Consider the following 19,282-nt stretch of genomic DNA (forward strand, 5'->3'; position numbering starts at 1 on the left):
GCCAGGTGGTCAGAGGATTAGACTGGGTGCCAACCAAGGGCTTTTCCACCCACAAAGGGGAAGATATGAATGCCGAAAACAACAGTAAGTCCACCGGAACCTCCACGGCTCTGATGACCGATATGTACGAATACACCATGCTGGATGCCGCCTTGCAGGATGGTACGGCTGGACGCCAATCCGTCTTCGAGGTCTACACCCGGCACCTGCCGGCAGGACGCCGCTACGGGGTGGTAGCAGGCACTGGGCGGATTCTGGATGCGCTGGCGGATTTCCAGCCCAGCGAGGATGAGCTTCGCTTTTTGTCCGACCGTCACATCGTCAGCCAGACCACCATCGACTGGCTGGAACACTTCCGCTTCACCGGTACCATCCGCGGCTACCGGGAGGGCGAGATATTCTTCCCCAACTCCCCCATTCTGCAGGTCGAAGGCAGCTTCGGCGAGTGCACCCTGCTGGAGACCCTGATCCTGTCCATACTCAACTACGACTCGGCTGTGGCATCGGCTGCCTCCCGCATGGTCACCGCGGCAAAGGGCCGACCCTGCATGGACATGGGCGCGCGCCGGGCCAACGAGTATGCGGCCGTGGCGGCGGCCAGAGCGGCCATAGTCGGCGGATTCCAAGGAACCTCAAACCTGCTGGCAGCCAAAGAATACGGCTTCAAGGCCATCGGAACCGCAGCCCATTCATTCACCCTCCTGCATGACAGCGAGCGCGAGGCCTTCCAAGGGCAGATTCAGGCCCTAGGCAAGGGAACAACCCTGCTGACCGACACCTACTCCATCGAGGAGGCCGTAAGGACGGCTGTCGAGGTAGCCGGACCAGAGCTGGGAGGGGTCCGCATCGACTCCGGAGACCTGGGCTCGCTGGCCCAGCAGGTCCGCGCCCAGCTGGACTCACTGGGAGCCACCAAGGCCACCATCACCGTCACCAACGATCTGGACGAGTACGCCATCGCCTCCCTGCAGGACGCTCCGGTTGATTCCTACGGGGTGGGCACCATGCTGGTCACCGGTTCGGGAGCCCCCACCTGCGCCATGGTCTACAAACTGACCGAGCGAGAGAACTCCGACGGGGTTATGCAGGCCGTCGCCAAGAAGTCGGTGGGTAAGGCTTCGGTGCCGGGACGCAAGCTGGCCTACCGTTCCTACCACAACGGAGTGGCCGACGCCGAGCACGTCATCTCGGGTGCCGAGGAGGCTCTGGCAGCCTATAAGCCTGAGCAGGAATGGCGGGATCTGCTGGTCACCTATGTGGACCATGGCCAGAGCATGCCAGAGTACCAGGGTGGGCAGGCCGTTCTGGATGCCCGGGAGCACCGGGCCAAGGCCCTTGAGGAGATGCCCATCAACGCCCTGAGCCTGATGAAGGGCGAACCAGTCCTGCCCACCCTAGTGAGGAGCATCTGATGAGCGTGCAATCCGCAACCTACCAGCCCGACCCGAGCCGATACGATTCCACAACCTACCGGCGCTGCGGCGACAGCGGCCTGAAACTGCCGCCCATCTGCCTGGGCTGCTGGCACAACTTCGGTGACACCACGCCCCTGGAACGTATGCAGGAGCTGTGCACGACGGCCTTCGACCATGGCATCACCCACTTCGACCTGGCCGACAATTACGGTCCCGGACCAGGCGCCGCCGAGCGCAACATGGGAATCATCCTGCGGCGGTGTTTCAGCCACCATCGCCAGGAGCTGGTCATCTCCACCAAGGCCGGTTATGAAATGTGGCCTGGCCCTTATGGGGACTTCGGCTCACGCAAGCATTTGCTGTCCGGACTGGACCAGAGTCTGAAACGGCTGGGACTCGACTATGTGGATATCTTCTACCACCACCGCCCCGACCCGGACACGCCTCTGGAAGAGACCATGGGCGCCCTGGCCCAGGCGGTCACCAGCGGCAAGGCCCTCTACCTAGGACTGTCCAACTACGACGGGCCGACCATGAAGCGGGCCTCGGCCATCCTGAACGAGATGCACGTTCCCTTCGTCATCAACCAGAACCGCTATTCCATCTTCGACAGAACCATCGAGGACAACGGTCTCAAACAGGCAGTGCTGAAAGAAAAAAAGGGACTGATCACCTTCAGCCCGCTGGCCCAGGGACTGCTGACCGACCGCTACCTGCATGGGATTCCCGAGGACAGCCGGATTCGTGCCGACGGTCGCTTCCTCAAGGAGTCCGCCCTGACCCCACAGCGGCTGAAGCAAATCCAGGCGCTGAACGACCTGGCCCGTCAACGCGGCCAGAGTCTGGCAGAGATGGCCCTGGCATGGCTGCTTAGGGACCCCGCTGTCACCTCGGTGCTCATCGGCGCCTCCAAGCCCGAGCAGATTCTGGACAATCTCAAGGCTGTGCAGTCGGCCGATTTCAGCCAGGAAGAGCTTGAGACGATCGACCGGATCGCCTTGGGCAAGCAGTCCTGAAGTAGCCTGGACCGCTCAGCAACGCTCAGTGGCTGCCGCCGGTCATCTGTTCGTAGATGCGCTTGCAGTCCGGGCAAACCGGATACTGGGAGGGGTCATGCTTGGGCACCCAGACCTTGCCGCAGAGGGCTACGACAGGCCGGCCGGTCAGCTTGGACTCGGCGATGCGCTCACGGGAGACGTAGTGGGCGAACCGGTCGGCATCGCCCTGGTCGTTCAGCCGGGTTTTCTCGGCGGTCTCGGTGTCCGGACGGTCCAGAACGGCCGTACCGGTGCCCTGGTCGGGGTTCTGCTCCCGCTCCGGATCCTCCATGCGAATGCTCTTGCTTGCAGTCATGACACCTATGGTACGGCGGCGAGCTGCACGTTCGCTCCCTATGACGCGCTACGCTGAGAATCATGACTATCGCTGTATGCCCTGGCTCATACGATCCGGTCACTTCCGGCCACATGGATGTGATCGAACGCTGCGCCTGCTTCTTTGAGACGGTCCACGTGGTTGTGGCCGTCAACGCCGCCAAGACCCCCATGTTCAGCGAACAGGAGCGGGTGGCCATGATCCGCCGGGCCCTGGACGAGGACGGGTACCCGAACATCACCGTAGCCTCTACCGATGGCCTGATCACCGACTACTGCCGTAAGGTGGGTGCCTCGGTCATCGTCAAGGGACTGAGGCAGAACGGGGACTATGAGGCCGAGCTGGGCATGGCCCTGGTCAATCGCAAGCTGTCCGGGGTTGAAACGCTCTTCCTGCCAGCCGACCCGGTGCGGGAGCACATCTCCAGCACCATCGTCAAGGACGTGGCCAGACACGGAGGGGACATCACCGGCATGGTCCCCGACAGCGTCGTGAACGCACTGATAGGCACTTTGCACAGGGACACACCGCACACGGAAAAGAGTCAATGATGAACGAGCAGACCCAGGAAAGGGACGATGACGAGCCTATCGATGACTCGACCAGAGCAAGCGCTCCCAGGCACGCAGTCGACATGAAGGACCTGCCCGACCTGCAGGAGGACAGAAGCGAGAGCGGGAATCCTCGATCGGAATTCACCACCGTTTATGACATCATCGACCGGATTCAGGCCATGCTGGATGAGGCCAAGGCCCCCATTTTCAGCCCGGGACTGGTCAAGGTGGACCGGGACGAGCTGTCCGACGACCTCAATGAACTCAAGAAAATGCTGCCAGTGCAACTGGAGCGGGCCTCGGCGCTCATGAGGGAGGCGGAGCGTCGGCTGAACACGGCGCAGACCCAGGCCAACGCCACCATATCCGATGCCCAGAGTCGAGCTGCGGACATCGTCAAGGAAGCCGGTGAGCAGGCACGCTTCCTGGCCGGCCAGGAGAATGTGGTGGCCATAGCCCGGCAGAATGCCCAGACCATCATTGACACGGCCCAGGCCCAGGCAGACCGTCTGGTCCAGGGAGCCAATGGCTACGCCGCCCAGGTCATGGGCGAGCTTGATACCCAGTTGGACAAGATGGGTCAGGATGTGCGTGCCGGCCTGGAGGTTCTCCACCAGCGTGAGCAAGAGGCGGCGCGTAGCATGAACGCGTCAGCTCCGGACCAAGGAGAGGAGACGCAGGGATGAGCAGACCGGAGGATTCCCCCTGGGCGGTTTCAGTGGCTCAGGTGTCGACGCGAGCAGGGCAGAGCACCCGGGTGGACCGTGATTTTCCAGCCCCGGAAGGCATCGGCGACCAGGTGGTGGGCATCCCTGCAGGAACGCCCGTGCATGTGGAGGGTGACATCGACTCCCTGGTGGATGGCCTTTTGTTGCAGGCCCACATCAGCGTGCCTTTGAACACCGAATGCACCCGCTGCCTGAGGCCCGTCAATACCAGCATCCAAGACGATCCGGTGGTCTTCTTCCCATACAAGGAGCCCGAACCAGAGCCGACCCATGGCAAGGAGGAGATTCTGGCCCAACAGGACGAGGCCAGCGGCCAGACCTATCCTCTGGTCAGCGGAGGCGCCTTTATGGATTTGGAGGCCCTCCTGCGTGACACCCTGGTGGAGGCCCTTCCCCTGCAGCCCCTGTGCCGACCCGACTGCCGGGGTCTGTGCCCCCAGTGTGGCATGGATCTGAATGACCATCCCGATCACCACCACGAGATGATGGACGATCGCTGGGCTGCCTTGGAGGGACTGAAGCAGCGTCTGGAGCAGGAGGAGAACCCCGGCAGCGACGGCCAGACTGGCGAATGACCGGAGGTTGCGGTAGACTGCTCTACGCTTAAGCTCGAAGTATTCGATCGAAACAGAGGACAATATGGCACTGCCAAAGTACAAGACCTCGCGCGCCAACACCCATTCCCGGCGCGCCAACTGGAAGACCCAGGCCGCCGCTACGGTGACCTGCCCCAACTGCGGAGCTCCTGCGCTGCCGCACATGGCATGCCCCAGCTGCGGCATGTACCGCGGGCGCGTCTACCGCGACGCCATTCGCTCGCAGTTCAGCAAGTGAGCCGATCGGCGATCGACACGCAATGAGAGAACCCCGGCCATCGACGGGTGGCAGGGGTTTTTCCATATCATCGGACGACAAGGCCGGGAAAGCGAGAAAGACCATATGCAGCAGGAGGAACAGGAGCAAGTGGATTCCGGCAACCAGGCGGCTGAGGATCTCTTCCAGGCCCTAGGTGGCAGGATCAGCCCGGAGTTGCTGGTGCACGCCCTGACCCATCGCTCCTTCGCCCATGAGCACCCAGGCATGCCCAACAACGAACGGCTGGAGTTCCTGGGCGACGCAGTTCTGGAACTGGTGGCCACCGAGACCCTATACAAGGTTCATCCGGACATGACCGAGGGCCAGCTGGCCAAGATGCGGGCCAAGGCAGTCTCCGAGGAGGCCCTGTCGGCCATCGCCCGGCAGAAGCTGCATCTGGGGCAGTATATTCTTCTGGGCCGGGGAGAGAGCGAAAACGGCGGGGCCGACAAGGACTCCATACTCTGCGACACCGTCGAGTCACTGATCGGGTCGGTATTTGTGGAGCACGGCATCGAGGGGGCCAGGACCACCGTCCATACCCTTCTTGACGACACCCTGGCCGAGGTGGCCACCGAGGGGCCAGCACTGGATTGGAAGACCTCGATCACCGTCAAGGCCCACAAGCTGGGCTTGGGCGAGCCCCGGTACGCCATGGCGGTCTCCGGGCCGGAATACGCCCAGGTCTTCACCGCCGAACTGCGACTGGAGGACGGCGGGACCGTGATCGGCAAAGGCCGGGCCAGCAGCAAGCGGAAGGCCCAGCTGGCTGCTGCCGCCCAGGGGTGGAAGCGGCTGGACGATCAGGATCTGCTTGCGGCCCTGCGCGCCGAGCAATCAGCCTGAAGTTCGAGCCGGAATTTCGGCATGCGGTACTGCCGCCACGCCCCGACCAGACCCCTGTTTAGACTATGGGCATAACCCGGAGGTACGCCGTCACGAACGGCATAGGTGCCTCCTCCTGATCGGGAATCGTCCGCCCACCCCGCCGACGCTCCGACAGGTTCGTATTTCGACATGCACGGCCGCAGGTCGGCGCGCAGTCTGGAGGTCGAGAGGAAAGATGAGTCTGCCGACACCTCTGCAAGCGTTCAGCTCGGTACCCAGGAACTGGGACCACGACGACAAGGATGTCCCCGCCCAGGGCGAGCCCATGACGGGAGCCCAGGCGCTTATTCGGTCCCTGGAGGACCTGGGGGTCACCCAGGTCTTCGGCGTTCCAGGAGGGGCCATTCTGCCCGCCTATGACGCCATTGATGAACAGGTGCGCTTCAACTTCACACTGACCCGCCACGAGCAGGCCGCAGGGCATGCTGCCGAGGGCTACGCCGTCTCCACGGGCAAGGTGGGGGTCTGCCTGGTGACCTCCGGACCTGGAGCCACCAATATGGTCACCCCCATAGCCGATGCCATGATGGACTCGGTTCCCCTGGTGGTGGTGACCGGCCAGGTGGGCGTGGACTCCATCGGCACCGACGCCTTCCAGGAGGCCGACATCGTGGGCATCACCTACCCGGTGGCCAAGCACTCCTATCTGGTGACCAAGGCCCAGGACATCCCCCGGGTCATGACTGAGGCCTACCACATCGCCCGCTCGGGAAGGCCGGGCCCGGTAGTGGTAGACCTGAGCAAGACGGCTCAGAACGGCAAAATGCTCTACTCCTGGCCCCAGGAGATGATCCTGCCCGGCTACAACCCGGTGACGCGGGCCCATGGACACGTCCTGGATGATGCCGCCCGGCTCCTGGTCCAGTCACACAGGCCGGTCCTGTATGTGGGCGGCGGAGCAGTCCGGTCAGATGCCCGTCGACAGGTCCAGGAGCTCGTTCGAGCCACCGGTGCCCCCATGGTCACCACCCTGCCTGCGCGAGGCATCGTGCCCGACTCCGATCCTGCAGTTCTGGGAATGCCCGGCATGCACGGCACGGTGGCCGCCAACGGGGCCATCCAACACTCCGACCTGCTGGTGGCCGTGGGCACACGCTTCGACGACCGGGTGACCGGCAGCCTGGAGGACTTCGCTCCGGTGGCCCGGGTCATCCACATCGACATCGACCCGGCCGAAATCGGCAAGAACCGGCAGGCAGATGTACCCATCGTCGGGGACGTGGGCCAGGTGCTGGACGACCTGATCCCGGCGCTCAAGGCGGCCCAACGCACCTGGGGCAAGCCCGACCTCAAGCCCTGGTGGCGGCTGATCGACGGCTGGCGGCACGACTACCCCACCACTTTTGAACCCAGCCCAGACGGCACTTTAGCCCCCCAGTGGGTGGTTCAGACCTTGAGCAACAAGGCCGATCCGAATACCATCTGGGTATCCGGCGTGGGCCAGCACCAGATGTGGGCCAGCCAGTTCATCGACTTCGAACGCACCCGCTCCTGGGTCTCCTCCTGCGGACTGGGGACCATGGGTTACGGCCTGCCCGCTGCAATAGGAACAGCAATCGGCACCAGGGAAGAGGAAGATCCGCGGCCCGTCTGGCTGATCGACGGGGACGGCTCCTTCCAGATGACTTCCGAGGAGCTGGCCACGGCCGGGCAGGCGGGACTGCCCATCCGCATCGCCATACTCAACAACTCGGTCTACGGCATGGTCCGTCAGTGGCAGACCCTCTTCTACGGCAGCCACTATTCCCAGACCAACCTGGAGGACGGCGGCGCAAAGCCCACAGACGGCAACGGCATCCCCGACTTCGTCAAACTGGCCGAGGCCTATGGCTGCCTGGGACTGCGGGCCTTTACCCAGGAGCAGGCCCTTGAGGCCATCGACAAGGCCAACGCAGTGACCGACCGACCGGTCCTGATCGACTTCCGCGTCTGGAAGGATGCCATGGTATGGCCCATGGTCCCGGCAGGCGCCTCCAATGACACCATCATCTATAAGCCTGGCGTGCAACCCCTGGCCGGCATCCGTCCGGAGCAGGAGCAGCCCGAGCCGCATGAGCAGACCGGAGCCGATCGGGCAGCCATGGCCAGCGACGCCGCCGGTCGCATGAACAAGTAGGAAAGGGGCACCACATGGCCAATTATCCAGCATCCAAGCCCGGTTCCGAACGGCACACCCTTTCCGTCCTGGTCGAGAACCGCCCCGGCGTCCTGGCCAGGGTGGCCGGCCTGTTCGCCCGACGCGCCTTCAATATCAACTCCCTGTCCGTCTCGTCGACTGAGCGAGACGATATCTCCCGGATCACGGTCACGGCAGACGTGGAGGCCGTCCCGCTGGAGCAGATCATCAAGCAGCTCAACAAGCTCCTGCACGTGCTCAAGATCGTCGAACTCAAGGGCGACGAGGCCGTGGAGCGCGAGCTGGTTATGATCAAGGTCAAGGCCAATGAACGCAACCGCTCCGACGTGCTGGAGATTGTCAAACTCTTCCGCGTGCGCGTGGTCGACGTCCACCCCGAGTCCCTGACCATTGAGGCCACCGGGGCCGAGGGCAAGTTGGAAGCCCTGCTGCGTCTGCTGCGTCCCTTCGGCATCATCGAACTGGTCCGTTCGGGCGCCGTGGCCGTCACTCGGGGACCCCGGGCCCTGAGCGAGAAGGTACTGGGCTCGCAGATCACCGGCCGCTGACTCATCCTCAAATCCTAGAAGGTGGTGCCCATGACTGACGATGTAATGGAAGGAATGAGCCGGACGGGCCGAATCGAATGGGAGCGGATGGTATCCGGCCAGGTCTATCAGGACACCCACCCCGACATCGATCGCCAAAGGGAACGGGCCGAAAGCCTCTTCATGGAATACAACAGGACCGGCCCCGGACAGAAGCAGGAACGCCGAAGGATTCTGGAAGATCTGCTCGGCCAAGTGGGGCAGGATGTCGTCATCAACCCGGACTTCAGATGCGAGGTAGGCTGCAACATACGGATCGGCAGTCAGACTCTGATCAATTACGGCGCCGTCATGCTGGACAACGCCCCGATCACCATAGGCAGGAACGTGTGGATAGGCCCCGGCGCAGGGCTCTTCTGCACCAACCATGCCCTGGACTATGAGGAGCGGAAGGCTGGTGCCTGCCAGGCCCGACCCATCGAGATATGCCAGGGTGCCTGGCTGGGTGGTCACGTGGTCGTCCTAGGCGGCGTACGGATTGGCCGTGGAGCCGTCATCGGGGCAGGGTCTGTCGTCACCCATGACATACCGGATCAGGTAGTTGCGGTCGGCAACCCCTGCACTGTCCTGCGGCCAATCACCGATGCGGACAGAACCGGTTATCTGGACAGAATTCGTCAGCGGGACCAGGAGAACGACCAGGACCAATAATCCCCTTCCCTGAAAAGCCCACAGCTCATTCCATCCAAGGCTGGCAGTAGATTGGGGAATCATGCCCATCTATGATCTCGGTCTGGAACACGTCGCTCTATCCTTTGCCACCAAAACCATCTTTACGGATGTGACGCAGGGCATCTTCGAGGGTGACCGGATTGGCATCGTGGGCCGAAACGGCGACGGCAAGTCCACCCTGCTGCACCTGCTGAAAGGCACCCAGGAACCCGATCAGGGCCGGGTGACCATGCGCAATGGACTCACCTTTGGCATGCTGGACCAACGTGATCCCCTAAAGGATGCGGACACGGTCCGCAAGGCGGCCTTGGAGAATCGACAAGACTACGAGTGGGCTGCCGACCCCAGATCCCGCGAAATCGTCGAGTCCCTTCTGGGTGGCATGGAGCTGGAGGCCAAGGTGGGCACCCTGTCCGGCGGTCAGCGCCGCAGGGTGGATTTGGCACGGCTGCTGCTCCAGGATTGGGACATACTGGCCCTGGATGAGCCGACCAATCATCTAGATTTGCTCACCATCCACTGGCTGGCCGAACATCTGAAGAACCGCTGGGCCAAGAATTCTGGAGCCCTACTGCTGGTCACCCACGACCGCTGGTTCCTGGACGAGGTCTGCACCTCCATGTGGGAGGTGCATGACGGAACCATCGACCCCTTCGAGGGCGGCTACAGCGCCTACATGCTCCAGCGGGTGGAGCGCGAGCGCCAGGCGGATCTGGCCGAGACCAAGCGCCGGAACCTTGCCCGCAAGGAACTGGCCTGGCTGACCCGAGGCGCCCGGGCCCGCTCGACCAAGCAGAAGTTCCATGTCAAGGCCGCGCAGGAGCTGATCGCCGACGTGCCACCCATGCGCAACAGCCTGGAGCTCAAGCGGATGGCCACCTCCCGCTTAGGCAAGCAAGTGGTGGACTTGGTAGACGTGACCAAAATCTATCCGGGGACCGACTCCGATGCCGCCGAAGGCAATGACAACCGGGTCCCCTCCCCTCATGCCGAACGCCCTCTGATGGGCTCAGTAACAGTGGCCGCTGATCCTAACAAGGATGGTGAAGACGGCCAGGACCGTCCGGGCACTGCAGCGGCCGACACCCTTACCATCAGCGGACACAAGGTCCTGGACGACGTGACCTGGCTAATCGGCCCTGGCGACCGATTCGGCATCGTAGGCGCCAACGGGGCAGGCAAGTCCACTCTGCTGGGTCTGATTGACGGCAGTGTGTCTCCCACGGCAGGACACGTCAAGGTCGGCAAGACGGTCCACTTTGCGGTGCTGACCCAACGTCTGGATGAGCTGGAAAAGCTCGGCCGCTATCGAATCAAAGAGGTCCTCAGCCGCTACAAGCCCACCTATCTGGTCGAAGGCAAGGAGGTGTCCCCGAGCCAATTGATGGAGCGCCTGGGCTTTGAAAGCTCCCAGCTGATGACCAGAATCAGCGACCTGTCTGGCGGGCAGAAGCGCCGTATGCAGCTCCTGCTCATCCTACTGGACGAGCCCAACGTGCTGATCATGGACGAGCCTGGCAACGATCTGGATACCGACATGCTGGCCGTCATGGAAGACATGCTGGACTCATGGCCGGGCACCCTGATTGTAGTCTCCCACGACCGCTACCTGCTGGAGAGGGTGACCGACCAGCAGTTCGCGCTGATCAACGGCAAGGTGGTTCATCTGCCCGGCGGTGTTCAGGACTACCTGGATATGGTCGAGTCTGCCGACCGGGAGGCTGCGGATGCTCCAAGTCAGACATCGGCCAAGGAGACTGGGGATCCCAATCAGGCCAAGGCCGAACGAGTTGCCAGACGAAATCTGAGCAAGCAGGCATCCGCCATCGAACGCAAGTTGGCCAAGCTGGCCGATCAGCGCAAGGAACTTGAACGGCAGATGGCTGAGCACGACCCCGGCGACTATCAGGGCCTCAACGAGCTCAATAGCAAGCTCAAGGACCTGACCGAGCAATCCGATCAGCTTGAGGAAGAGTGGCTGACCATCGGGGAAGAGCTGGAGTAATCTCAGGCGGCAGCCAGCTGGGCGGCCAGGGTCGAGCACCGGGCTGCGAAGGCAGAGAAGATGGCATCGGCCAATGGCTGCATCTGCGGCATCCCTTTGGTAAATTCGTCGCGCATTTTAGCGATTTTGGACTTTTTCATAGAGCCGACCATGCTCGGCACCTGCATCCACTCATCGAAGATGGGGGCTGTCACCTCCAAATGGAACTGCAGACCCAGAGCCGACCCCAGCCGAAAAGCCTGAACCTTGGTGGCCTGGGAGCGGGCCAGCAGCTTGGCGCCCGGCGGCAGAGTGACCTGGTCGGCATGCCAGTGCAGCACATCCGTGTTTTTGCTCCACATGGCCACATCGTCGTCCTGCCCCACCCAGCGGATGGGTCCCATGCCGTATTCGGGCTCCTGGTCCTTCATCAGGGTGCCTCCCAGGGCCCGCGCCACAATCTGATGACCCAGGCAGATTCCCAGAATGGGCTTGTTGGCAGCCATCGCCGCCTTGGCCAGCTTGGTCTCCGCCTTGAGTCCGGGGTGTTGCGCGTAGTCATCGGCCGACATAGGCCCGCCCATGATGACCAGCCCCGCCAATTCACGCGAGCGCGGCAGCTCGGGCTTCTTCTCATCCACGATATTGGTGATCTCGGTGTCCAGCCCGCACTCCTGAAGATTGTCGAGAATGCGACCCGGCTTTTCCCAATCCACATGCTGGAGTACCAGCACCCTAGGTTTCGCCATGATTCCATTCTTGCACACATGCCGTCGGACCGAGTCTGCGGGCTCGGCATTTCCCCCTGGACAGTCAGCAAGCCTTGGTAGGCTCAAGGATATGGACACGAGTTCGCAACCGCATGATTCCAAGGCTTCAGTCAGTCTGGCCGCAGCTGGTCTACGTCTGTATGACACTGCTGATCACCAGGTGACCCCCTTCAGACCCATTGAACCGGGCAAGGTCGGCATCTATGTGTGCGGAGCCACGGTGCAGAGCTCGCCCCACATTGGCCATATCAGGACCACCCTGGCCTTCGACGTGATCCGACGCTGGCTGCTCAGGCTGGGATACCAGGTGACCCTGATCCGGAACGTGACCGACATTGACGACAAGATCCTGACCAAGGCGGCGGCCAACGGCCAGCGCTGGTGGGAGCGGGCCTACATCTACGAGCGCGAATTCACCCACGCCTATGAAACCATGGGAGTCCTGCCACCCACCTATGAACCTCGAGCCACCGGACACATCCCCGAGATGGTCGACCTGATCCAGCGCATCATCGACCACGGCCATGCCTATGTGGTGCCCGACGAGCAGGGCCGACCATCAGGCAACGTCTATTTCGACGTGGCCTCCTGGCCTGAGTATGGTGCCCTGACCCACCAGCAGACCGGCACCCAGCCCGCTGACGAACAGGCCGCCGCCAACGACCGGCTGGGACCCAGTATCGACACCGATGACCAGGCTGCCAACGCCGATGAAGAGCCCGGCAAGCGCGACCCCCGTGACTTCGCACTTTGGAAGGCGCCCAAACCCACCGATCCGCCCACGGCTCGCTGGCAAACACCCTTCGGCACGGGCAGGCCGGGCTGGCATCTGGAATGCTCGGCCATGAGCCACCGCTATCTGGGTGCGGATTTCGACATCCACGGAGGCGGTCTTGACCTTCGATTCCCCCATCATGAGAACGAGATGGCCCAGTCGCACGCAGCCGGCTGGGGGTTCGCCCATCGATGGATGCACACGGCCTGGGTGACCCAGAAGGGCGAGAAGATGAGCAAGTCCCTGGGCAACGGGCTGTCCGTGGACCAGGTGCTATCGCAGCATCCGGCCTGGGTGGTGCGCTATGCCCTGGTCTCAGTGCAGTACCGGTCCATGCTGGAATGGTCCGACCAATCCCTGCAGGAAGCCGAAGGTGCCTACGAGCGCATCAGCAACTTCGTGGACCGGGCCGGACGAATCCTGGGATCACAGCCCGAGCGCACTCGGGTAACGGGACTGGGCGCGGACGATCTGCCAAAGGACTTTGTGCAGGCCATGAATGACGACATCAACGTCTCTGGCGGTCTGGCTGCCCTCTATGCGCTGATCCGTCAGGCCAACGCGACCATGGATGCCAATTCTGAAACTCTGGACCGGAAGTGGCTGGCTAATGCCCTGCTCCAAGTCAGAGCCATGCTTGATGTCTTCGGACTTGATCCACTTGATCCCCACTGGGCAGGAGCCGCGGCCGTCCGTGACAATCGAGCCATGAACACCTTGGATGCCTTGGTAGGCCAGCAGTTGCAGGAACGCAATCAAGCACGAAAAGATCATGACTTCGCCCGTGCCGATGCCATCCGGGACCAGCTGACGGCGGCCGGCGTGGCTGTGGCGGATACACCCGCTGGCAGCACCTGGGACCTGAGCCGCTGAACCCATGTCCGACATACGCGACGTCGCCAGAAGGGCCGGGGTCTCGGTCAGCACAGTCTCCTATGCCTTCTCCGGCAAACGTCCCGTCTCTCCCGGAACCTACCAGCGAATCATGCAGGCCGCCGACGAACTGGACTACGCCCCGGATGCCGGCGCCAGGATGCTGCGGGCCAAGCGCAATCAGATTGTCGCTCTGAGCGCCCCGCTCCGACCCGGTCAGAACCGGGCCTCATATGCGGACTACTTCATCGAGATGGCCAGTTGCGAGCATGCCCGGGGCTATGACTCCCTGTTGCTGACTGCCGAGAATGGCGTTGAAGATATCCGGCGGGTCACTCGTAGCAATCTGGCCGACGGAGTGGTGCTGATGGATCTGGTGGACGATGACATCCGCGCCGCCCAGGCCGCCTCGTATGGACGCCCCTGCGTGGCACTGGGGTTGCCTCGGCAGCACACAGCATGCGCCTGTGTGGATCTGGACTTTGACCTGATGGGTCGTATGGCGGTGGAAGCCATGGCCAGAGCGGGACGCAAACGCCTGCTCTTTCTGGAGGATCTGGAGGGCGAATACCGGCGCGGGTCCGGCTTCCGCCTCATCCTGCTACGCAGTCTCAAAACCTGGGCCTGCCGTCTGGGGATGGATCTGCAGCTTGAACCGGGCCCTACCGGCAGCGATCTGGCCTACACCCAGCAAGTGCTGGACATCATCCATCACGGCCACATTGATGGTCTGATCGGCCAGATCCGCCCCTCCCTACTGGACACTGTGGTGGTCCGCATGCGCTCAGACGGCATGAGCATTCCCGATGACGTGGCTGTTCTGTCCTGCGCTGCAGGCAAGGTCAGCCATACTCTTGAGCTTCAGGGTATCTCTGAGATGCCACTTACCCCCCGCTCACTGTGCGCCAAGGCTGCGGATCTGCTGACACAGGCTGTGGAGGAGGGGGCTTCTCTGGCTGGACGAGTCCTACTGGAGCGCCCCAGGCTGATCGATCGCGCCTCCATCAGCAGACAGAAGCAGGAGGCCGCCTGAGCCAATCAACGGGGTCGGCGGTCCCGCTCCCCCGTCTCCAGCACGTTCTGCGGGAAGGGCTTATGGGGCTCCTGCTGGTACCAATAGGCCACGCTGGCCAGATCATCCTGACGTTCGAAGTAGCCCTGTTCGTCCACACCTATCTGCTGCAAGGTCACCTTGATATCGCTGGCGAAAATAATGGGGTCGGGGATGTGCCAACGATAGAACCCCCTGGTCACCGGAGTATCGGCATCCCAGTACTGGGATTCGCGGTTGTCCAACTGTCTGGAGTGGAAGGGAAATCCCATGTAGGCCCCGCTGTAGGTGACCTCGTGCATCCGGCCATCCGGGTCCTGCCCGGCAAAGCTCCAGGCACCGCCAAAGTAGTCCTCGCTGCCCGTGGAACACCAGGTGGGATAGTCCTTGTCTCCGTCCAGGTAGACCTTGATCTCGCCCTCGCCCCACCAGCGGCTCTCCAGGGCGGTCAGAGCCAGATAGGTGCCCACGTAGGAACCCCGGCCATGCACCCCATCCAAAATCATGTAGTCCTGACCCAGTTCGGTGACCCGCTGACGGCGCCACTGGGCGTGGAAAGTCATGACCTCCTCGGGCAGCTCGTCCTTCTCCACATAGTCGATCTGATAGAAGAAGGCCTCAATGGGCTCGTTGTGCCGGTTGCGCAGAACAATCCGGGCCCCGCTGTGGAAGGGCATGGGCCAGTAGCAGTTGAAGCCCCGACGCGGGTAGACGGCCACAGGCACGGACTCAACCCGGCAGGCCTGGGCGTGACCACAGCAGAAGAAGTCGCCCAGGGGCACGCAGACGGACGGCGTTTGTTCGCCATCCCAGTAGCATTCCAGGATCAGATTGCGCAGAACGTTGGGCCCGGTGGGCGAGGTGGCATCGGTCACGGTCATCCAGATATGACGGATCTCGCCCGCGCCGGACAGGTCGGCCAGGACCACGTCCTGGCCGGGAGGAATGTTCTTGAGACAAGGGGTCCCTTTTCTGGATGGACCGAGATTGCTGGCCGTCATGGCCGCTCTGCCCTTGCCACCTCGGGGGTTCTCGGCGTTGATGCAGCGGGTGCGGTCTGTGGATGGGCGGGTCAGCGCCTCAAGACCGTTGGTGATGTTCGGCATGGTCATACCCATGGTTGTGGTTGCCTTTCATATTCGGGCCGCCCGCTCCCCTCCTCTGCCTTCTTGCAGCGGGCGGCCATGTTCAGTGTACTTGTACGGCGGCGATTACTTGACAGCGCCCGCCACTATTCCTTGCGAGAGCTTCCTCTGGAAGAAGATGAAGAAGATGATGGTGGGAATGATGCTGAGCAGGGAGGCGGAGGCCAGGTCGGTGGCAGCCATGGTGTGCTGCCCCTGCATGGTCGCAAGGGCCAGCGGGATAGTCTGCGTCTTCTCGCTCATCAGGAAGGCCATGGGGATCATGTACTCGTTCCAGGTCCAGATGAAGAAGAAGACGAAGAGGACGCTGATGGTCGACCAGGACACCGGCAGTACGATCTTGCGAAGAATCTGCCAGCGCGAGGCCCCGTCGACGGTGGCCGCCTCCAGTATGGCCTGGGGGAAGGTCTCGTAGACCGAGGAAAGCAGATAAGTACCGTAGGCGCTCTGAATAATGGTGAAGATGATGATGATGGACCACTGGGAGTTATAGAAGCCCATCCACTTGAACATGACGTAGAGCGGGTAGAGCAGGGCCTCCTGGGGAACCATGTTGGCCAGCATGATGAACAGGAGGATGACCGTGTTGCCCTTGACTCTGCCAATGCCCAGGGCGAAGGAATTGAGGACCGAAAGCAGGACCCCGACCACGGCAACCACCAGGGAAATCAGCAGGGAGTTGCCCAGCTTGAGCGGGAAATTGCTCTTGTTCCAGAAGGAGATGATGCCGTCCATGCTGAAGTGGGCGGGCACGGACAGGGGGCCCGTGGCGTTGTAGTCAGCCGTGGTCTTGAAGGCGTTCAGGACCAGGATCAGCAGGGGGAAGAGCATGATCACAGCTCCCGCGATGAGCAGGATCAGACCGGCCCAGTTCCCCCAGGTGCGGATTCTACGGGCGTGCCGGGAGGACACCCGGGCGTCGGCTTGCAGTGTGGCTTGATTATTCATGATGTACTTCCTAGCCTTCCTCAGGCGATGCTCTTTTGCACGCGCTTCTGCACGATGGTGAAGACAATGGAGAAGATGACGATGACCACGGTCAGGGATGTTGAGATTGCGGCGCCGTAGCCTACCTGCTGCACCTGGAAGAACTGGTTGTAGGAGTAGTAGGAGGGAACCATGGTGGAGGTGCCGGGCCCGCCCTTGGTCAGCAGATAGACCGGAGCGAAGGTCTTCAGAGCGCCGATGGTGGAGGTGAGGATGACCACCAGCAGCTCGGGAATGATGGAGGGCAGGGTGATGACGCGGAACTTCTGCCACCAGTTGGCCCCGTCCAGGCTGGCCGCCTCGTAGAGCTCGGGATCCACCCGCTGCAGTCCGGACATGAAGATGACGATGGGATAGCCCAGCTGGATCCAGATCAGGATGACCATGAGGATGGGCAGGGCCGTGGTGGTCGAACCCAGCCAGTTGTGGGCCAATCCGCCCAGGCCGATCTTGGTCAGCAGGTCGTTGACCGCACCGTCTTCAGGCCGGAAGATCCAGCCCATGATGATGGTGGCCACGGCCACAGGCAGAACCTGGGGCAGGTAGTAGAGGGCCCGCAGGGTCGAGGAGGTATGAGGGCCGAACTTCTTCTGGATCACATCAGTCAGGGCCGAGGAGATCAGCAGGCCCAGAACCGTGGGAATGATGACGATGGCCACAATGATCCAGAGGGTGTGCCCGAAGGAGACCCAGAAGGTCGAGTCGCCCATGAGCCGTCGCCAGTTGCGCAGACCCACCCATTTGGTTGGCCCCACCCCTCTCCAGCGGGTGAAGCTCAGGTAGATGTTCCAGAAGATGGGCACGATGACGATGGCCACAATGCCTATCAGACCGGGAATCAGATAAGGGACGAACCGCGAGGGCGCACTGCCCGGGATTCGGGACTGCGCCTTTTTCCTGCTATGTGTGTCAGACATGCTTGTACTCTCCTTGGCGGATTGACGCAGCTCAGTCGTCATCCAGATCGAGCTGGGCGACGCCGTCGTCGTAGTTCTTATGCAGGGTGTCCAGAACCTGGTCGGGGCTCTTGGTGCCGTTGACCAGCTCCTGGAAGGCGGCCGGCATGGCGTCGGTCAGGTTGGGCGCGGGGTAGTCGGGATAGTAGCTCATCCGGCTGGCGTCCGAGGCTTTGGTGTATTCGTTGACCAGGTCACGGCTCTTGGGGTTGGTGATGGCGTCCGTATCGGCCGCCACCGGCACGCCGCCCTTGTTGCCGATGTAGTTCTGAACCTCTTTGGACAGGACCACATTGATATAGCGGGCTGCGGCATCCTTGCGCCGTGACTTCTGCGGGATGACCAGCAGGTTGCCCGCGCAGCCCTCGACCATCTTGGCCCCTGGGAAGATGGATGCCGTCCAGTCGAAGGCCTTCACCTGCTCCATGAAGCGGGTCTGGTTCCAGGTGCCGGTCTGGTAGATGGGATAGGTCCCCTTGATGAATGCCGTGGTCGTATCCTCGGCCTTCATACCGGTGGCGTTCTTGGAAATGTATCCCTTGTCGATCCAGTCACGGATGGTATTGGTGGCGAAGGTCAGCGGCTTGCTGCGCCAGTTGACTGGATGCTTGTAGAGCTGCCAATCGTCGACGAATCGGGCATCAGCCTTGGTCATGGCCAGCTGCCACCAGAGCCAAAGCACACCGTATTCTTGGGCATCGGCCGCTATGGGCGTGACCCCGTGGCTTTTAAAAGCCTTGAGGGCTGCCACGAACTGGTCGAAAGTACGAGGGATGGGGATTTTGTACTTATCAAAAAGGTCCTTGTTGTAGTAGACGCGCTGCATCTCCGCGTAGGAGGAAACCCCGTACCAGGTGTTCCCATCCATGACGCCGCGCTTATCGTACTTGCCCACTGCCGCCGCCTGGCCGCGTACCTTTTTGTCCCAGCCGTACTTCTGTACATAGGGTTTCAGGTCGGTCAGCAGCTGCAGGGTGGACAGAACCCCGGCCGAGCCGTTGCCGCGATTGGACTCCATGACGTCCGGGGCGTCGTCCGAATTAAGGAACTGGCTGCCATTCTGGGCAATCTGAGTGAAAGACTTGACCTCGAAATCCACCTTGATGCCGGTCTGTCGGGTAAAGATATCAGCAGCCTTCAGCCAGCCCCGGGCCTGACCGCTGCTGGGCTCCTCGTAGTACCAGATTTTGATGCTGGACGGATGGGCTTCCTGGGGAGCATCGCCCCCCGATCCACAGGCCGCCAGCGGCAGGATCGACATGGCCAAGGCCAAGGCCGCCCCGATCCCTCTTCTGATCTTCATGATGGCTCCTAACTTCCTTGCATCCTTGCATCCATCTACTGCGATTCAATGTGTCGAAAGGTTTCGACTTCGGGTGTACTGCAGGCGCTGACCATCTTCGTCGATGCAACCGAAATATCGAATCGTTTCGACTTAGTATAGAAGCCGGGCAGGGGTCATGTCAACAAGGCACGCAGAAGAAGATTGCCCAAAATCAAAAATCCCTCCCCATTGCCCGATGGTTTCGGA

Annotated in this window: 19 protein-coding genes; 13 read left to right on the forward strand and 6 right to left on the reverse strand. The window is 62.0% G+C overall.

The window, feature by feature from the left end; all coding sequences use genetic code 11:
* Positions 1–65: 65 nt before the first annotated feature.
* On the forward strand, positions 66–1,412 hold the full coding sequence (locus H3T93_RS07115; RefSeq protein WP_144178054.1) for a nicotinate phosphoribosyltransferase: 1,347 nt from the start codon (positions 66–68) through the stop codon (positions 1,410–1,412).
* Positions 1,412–2,431, forward strand: a complete 1,020-nt coding sequence (locus H3T93_RS07120) for an aldo/keto reductase (protein WP_144178056.1) — start codon at positions 1,412–1,414, stop codon at positions 2,429–2,431. The genes H3T93_RS07115 and H3T93_RS07120 overlap by 1 nt, the downstream gene beginning before the upstream one ends.
* A 25-nt stretch (positions 2,432–2,456) precedes the next feature.
* On the opposite strand, the gene H3T93_RS07125 is transcribed toward H3T93_RS07120, so the two are convergent.
* Complete coding sequence (locus H3T93_RS07125) at positions 2,457–2,768, reverse strand: DUF3039 domain-containing protein (protein ID WP_024627652.1); 312 nt, start codon at positions 2,766–2,768, stop codon at positions 2,457–2,459.
* A gap of 62 nt (positions 2,769–2,830) precedes the next feature.
* On the opposite strand from H3T93_RS07125, the gene coaD reads away from it, so the two are divergent.
* The 9 genes from coaD (at position 2,831) to H3T93_RS07170 (ending at position 11,215) form a co-directional block, all read left to right on the forward strand.
* Complete coding sequence (gene coaD, locus H3T93_RS07130) at positions 2,831–3,340, forward strand: pantetheine-phosphate adenylyltransferase (protein ID WP_144178058.1); 510 nt, start codon at positions 2,831–2,833, stop codon at positions 3,338–3,340.
* Positions 3,337–4,029, forward strand: coding sequence for a cell division protein (locus H3T93_RS07135; protein WP_144178060.1), 693 nt, complete (start codon positions 3,337–3,339; stop codon positions 4,027–4,029). The genes coaD and H3T93_RS07135 overlap by 4 nt, the downstream gene beginning before the upstream one ends.
* Complete coding sequence (locus tag H3T93_RS07140) at positions 4,026–4,646, forward strand: YceD family protein (protein WP_144178062.1); 621 nt, start codon at positions 4,026–4,028, stop codon at positions 4,644–4,646. The genes H3T93_RS07135 and H3T93_RS07140 overlap by 4 nt, the downstream gene beginning before the upstream one ends.
* A 64-nt stretch (positions 4,647–4,710) precedes the next feature.
* A complete protein-coding gene (gene rpmF, locus H3T93_RS07145; protein ID WP_015021378.1) occupies positions 4,711–4,905 on the forward strand; it encodes a 50S ribosomal protein L32 in 195 nt (64 codons plus the stop codon).
* A gap of 105 nt (positions 4,906–5,010) precedes the next feature.
* The gene (rnc, locus tag H3T93_RS07150) at positions 5,011–5,772 is read left to right on the forward strand and encodes a ribonuclease III (protein ID WP_144178063.1); all 762 of its coding nucleotides are present in this window, start codon (positions 5,011–5,013) and stop codon (positions 5,770–5,772) included.
* 217 nt (positions 5,773–5,989) lie between these two features.
* On the forward strand, positions 5,990–7,930 hold the full coding sequence (locus H3T93_RS07155) for an acetolactate synthase large subunit (protein ID WP_144178064.1): 1,941 nt from the start codon (positions 5,990–5,992) through the stop codon (positions 7,928–7,930).
* A 14-nt stretch (positions 7,931–7,944) separates the two neighbouring features.
* Entirely contained in the window at positions 7,945–8,499 is a 555-nt protein-coding gene (ilvN, locus tag H3T93_RS07160) for an acetolactate synthase small subunit (RefSeq protein WP_015021375.1), read from the forward strand.
* Between the two features lie 30 nt (positions 8,500–8,529).
* The gene (locus H3T93_RS07165; protein WP_082097694.1) at positions 8,530–9,189 is read left to right on the forward strand and encodes a sugar O-acetyltransferase; all 660 of its coding nucleotides are present in this window, start codon (positions 8,530–8,532) and stop codon (positions 9,187–9,189) included.
* A 61-nt stretch (positions 9,190–9,250) separates the two neighbouring features.
* Positions 9,251–11,215 (forward strand): ATP-binding cassette domain-containing protein, encoded by a 1,965-nt coding sequence (locus tag H3T93_RS07170; protein WP_144178065.1) that lies wholly within the window; start codon positions 9,251–9,253, stop codon positions 11,213–11,215.
* Between the two features lie 2 nt (positions 11,216–11,217).
* Here H3T93_RS07170 and H3T93_RS07175 read toward each other — a convergent pair whose 3' ends face one another.
* On the reverse strand, positions 11,218–11,943 hold the full coding sequence (locus tag H3T93_RS07175) for a type 1 glutamine amidotransferase (RefSeq protein ID WP_144178066.1): 726 nt from the start codon (positions 11,941–11,943) through the stop codon (positions 11,218–11,220).
* Between the two features lie 91 nt (positions 11,944–12,034).
* On the opposite strand from H3T93_RS07175, the gene cysS reads away from it, so the two are divergent.
* Together cysS and H3T93_RS07185 are read left to right on the forward strand one after the other, a co-directional pair.
* The gene (gene cysS / locus H3T93_RS07180; RefSeq protein WP_144178067.1) at positions 12,035–13,612 is read left to right on the forward strand and encodes a cysteine--tRNA ligase; all 1,578 of its coding nucleotides are present in this window, start codon (positions 12,035–12,037) and stop codon (positions 13,610–13,612) included.
* Between the two features lie 4 nt (positions 13,613–13,616).
* On the forward strand, positions 13,617–14,645 hold the full coding sequence (locus tag H3T93_RS07185; protein ID WP_144178068.1) for a LacI family DNA-binding transcriptional regulator: 1,029 nt from the start codon (positions 13,617–13,619) through the stop codon (positions 14,643–14,645).
* A 5-nt stretch (positions 14,646–14,650) separates the two neighbouring features.
* Here H3T93_RS07185 and H3T93_RS07190 read toward each other — a convergent pair whose 3' ends face one another.
* The 4 genes from H3T93_RS07190 to H3T93_RS07205 all read right to left on the reverse strand — a co-directional run bounded on the left by H3T93_RS07190 (position 14,651) and on the right by H3T93_RS07205 (position 19,054).
* Positions 14,651–15,775, reverse strand: a complete 1,125-nt coding sequence (locus H3T93_RS07190; RefSeq protein ID WP_232348750.1) for a glycoside hydrolase family 172 protein — start codon at positions 15,773–15,775, stop codon at positions 14,651–14,653.
* A gap of 99 nt (positions 15,776–15,874) precedes the next feature.
* Positions 15,875–16,756, reverse strand: a complete 882-nt coding sequence (locus H3T93_RS07195) for a carbohydrate ABC transporter permease (protein WP_144178071.1) — start codon at positions 16,754–16,756, stop codon at positions 15,875–15,877.
* A gap of 20 nt (positions 16,757–16,776) precedes the next feature.
* Entirely contained in the window at positions 16,777–17,712 is a 936-nt protein-coding gene (locus tag H3T93_RS07200; protein ID WP_024627639.1) for a carbohydrate ABC transporter permease, read from the reverse strand.
* Positions 17,713–17,743: 31 nt separating this feature from the next.
* The gene (locus H3T93_RS07205) at positions 17,744–19,054 is read right to left on the reverse strand and encodes an ABC transporter substrate-binding protein (protein WP_144178072.1); all 1,311 of its coding nucleotides are present in this window, start codon (positions 19,052–19,054) and stop codon (positions 17,744–17,746) included.
* Between the last annotated feature and the right edge of the window lie 228 nt (positions 19,055–19,282).

It is taken from the genome of Bifidobacterium sp. M0404 (assembly GCF_016101415.1).
GTDB classification, from domain to species: domain Bacteria; phylum Actinomycetota; class Actinomycetes; order Actinomycetales; family Bifidobacteriaceae; genus Bombiscardovia; species Bombiscardovia polysaccharolytica.